This is a genomic window from Bradyrhizobium sp. ORS 375 (assembly GCF_000239775.1).
Lineage (GTDB): Bacteria > Pseudomonadota > Alphaproteobacteria > Rhizobiales > Xanthobacteraceae > Bradyrhizobium.
On record NZ_CAFI01000256.1, the window covers coordinates 1 to 1,952 of the forward strand.

The 1,952-nt window shown below is 68.1% G+C and carries 3 protein-coding genes; 1 reads left to right on the forward strand and 2 read right to left on the reverse strand.

What is annotated here, in order from left to right; genetic code table 11:
• The coding region (locus BRAO375_RS19445; RefSeq protein ID WP_035641268.1) for a DUF2155 domain-containing protein at positions 1-551 on the forward strand (551 nt) is incomplete at its 5' end.
• 6 nt (positions 552-557) lie between these two features.
• Here the strand turns inward: BRAO375_RS19445 and aat are convergent.
• Positions 558-1,238 carry a leucyl/phenylalanyl-tRNA--protein transferase gene (gene aat / locus BRAO375_RS19450; RefSeq protein ID WP_009029158.1) on the reverse strand — a complete coding sequence of 227 codons (681 nt, stop codon included), beginning with the start codon at positions 1,236-1,238 and terminating at the stop codon, positions 558-560.
• A gap of 56 nt (positions 1,239-1,294) precedes the next feature.
• Positions 1,295-1,952, reverse strand: a 658-nt coding sequence (locus BRAO375_RS19455; protein ID WP_035641270.1) for a sensor histidine kinase, incomplete at its 5' end; no start/stop codon positions are given.

Consider the following 1,952-nt stretch of genomic DNA (forward strand, 5'->3'; position numbering starts at 1 on the left):
CGCCGGCGACGATTCAGCCCGGCGACGAGGTGGTGACCGAGCCGCCGGCGCAGAAGATCGTGAACAAGAAGGCGAGCTTCTCCGGCCTCGACAAGATCACCGGCCGCATCATCAATTTCGACGAGGAGATCGGCGAGACCGTGCAGTTCGGCGCGCTCCGGGTGAAGACTGACGCCTGCTACACGCGGCCTGCCACCGAGGCCGCCAACACCGACGCCTTCGTGCAGGTCGACGAGATCACCCTGCAGGGCGAGGTGAAGCGGATCTTCTCGGGGTGGATGTTCGCCGCCAGCCCGGGCCTGCATGGCGTGGAGCACCCGATCTACGACATCTGGCTGGTCGATTGCAAAGAGCCGCAGAACACGGTGGTGAGCGCCGCGCCCGAGCAGAAGCCGGCGGCCCAGCCGCAGCCGGCGCAGAAGCGCCCGCCGCAGCAGAAGCAGGCGGCGCCGCGTCCGCCCGGGCCGCCACCGCAGTACCAGACCCAGCAGGTGCCGCCGCCACCTCCGCCGCCGCAGGCGGGTGGGCCTTTCGGCGGCGTGTTCCGGTAAGAGACTTCAGCCGCGCTCGGCGATGATGGCGAGCGCCTCGGCGCCCGCGAGCGGCCGGTCGGTGGGAAGCCGGGCGAAATTCGCGGCCGGCCCTTGAAGGGCCTTTTCGAGCAGGACGGTGTAGCGCCGGCGCGGGATCTCGACCGCGCCGAAGGTCTTGAGATGCTCGGTGACGTACTGGGTGTCCAGCAGCTCGAAGCCGCCGGCGATCAGCCGCGCCACCAGGTGCACGAGCGCGACCTTCGAGGCGTCGCGGGTTCGGTGGAACATGCTCTCGCCGAAGAAGGCGCGGCCCAGGCTCACGCCATAGAGTCCGCCGACCAGCTCGCCGTCCTGCCAGCACTCGACGCTATGGCAATGGCCGAGCGCATACAGGCCGCTATAGAGCTCGCGGATGCGCCGGTTGATCCAGGTGTCCTCGCGGCCGGGCTGGGGCTCGGCGCAGCCGTCCATCACCGCCTTGAAGGCCTGGTTCACGGTCACCGTGAAGGCATCCGAGCGCACCGTGCGCGCCAGCCGCGACGCCACGCGAAAACCATCGAGCGGAATGACTCCGCGCAGCTCCGGCTCGACCCAGAACAGCGAGGGGTCGTCGGCGCTTTCGGCCATCGGGAAGATGCCGCAGGCATAGGCACGCAGCAGAACCTCGGGCGTGATCTCGGACGCTGCGGAGTCGCGCGAATTCATACCATCAGTCTAGCAGGATGCGGGCCGACGCGCGATGGTCTAGCCGGAGTTCTGGATCAGCCTACCGCAGCCGCGGCGGGCTTCGGAACGTCCTTGTTGAGGCGGAAGCGCACCACGATCTTGGTGCCGTCATGGCTCGGGTCCGGCTCCACCGTCGCATCGAGCTTCGTGGCCATCGCGCTGACGATGCGCTGGCCCATGCCGGTCGAGCGCGGATCGCTGGTCGCGTTGAGGCCGACGCCATTGTCGGCGATCGACAGCACGATGTCGTCGCCCTCGAGCTTCAGCTCGACATGGATCGGTCCGGGGCCGTCGGGATAGGCGTATTTGACCGCGTTCATGACCAGTTCGTTGACGACGATGCCGATCGCGACCGCGCGATCCGGATCGATCTCGACCGGCTCGGCCTTTAGCGTCAGCCGTGACATCCGGTTGCCCTCGGCGGAGCGGCGGAGATCGTCGAGCAGCGAGTCCAGGTACTGGTTGAGCATCACGCTCTTGAGGTCCTGGGACGTATAGAGCCGGCGATGCACCTGGGCCACGGCGGCCACGCGGCCCATCGCGTTGGTGAGCGCCGCCTTAACGTCGTCCTGCGTGCTCGAATTGGCCTGCAGATGCAGCAGCGAGGCGATGATCTGCAGCGAATTGCCGACGCGGTGATTGACCTCGCGCAGCAGCACCTCGCGCTCGGCGGCCAGCGCCGCGAAGCGGTCG

Excerpts from the sequence above, each read along its gene's own strand:
- aat (WP_009029158.1), bottom strand. The coding sequence starts at position 1,238 with ATGAATTCGCGCGACTCCGCAGCGTCCGAGATCACGCCCGAGGTTCTG.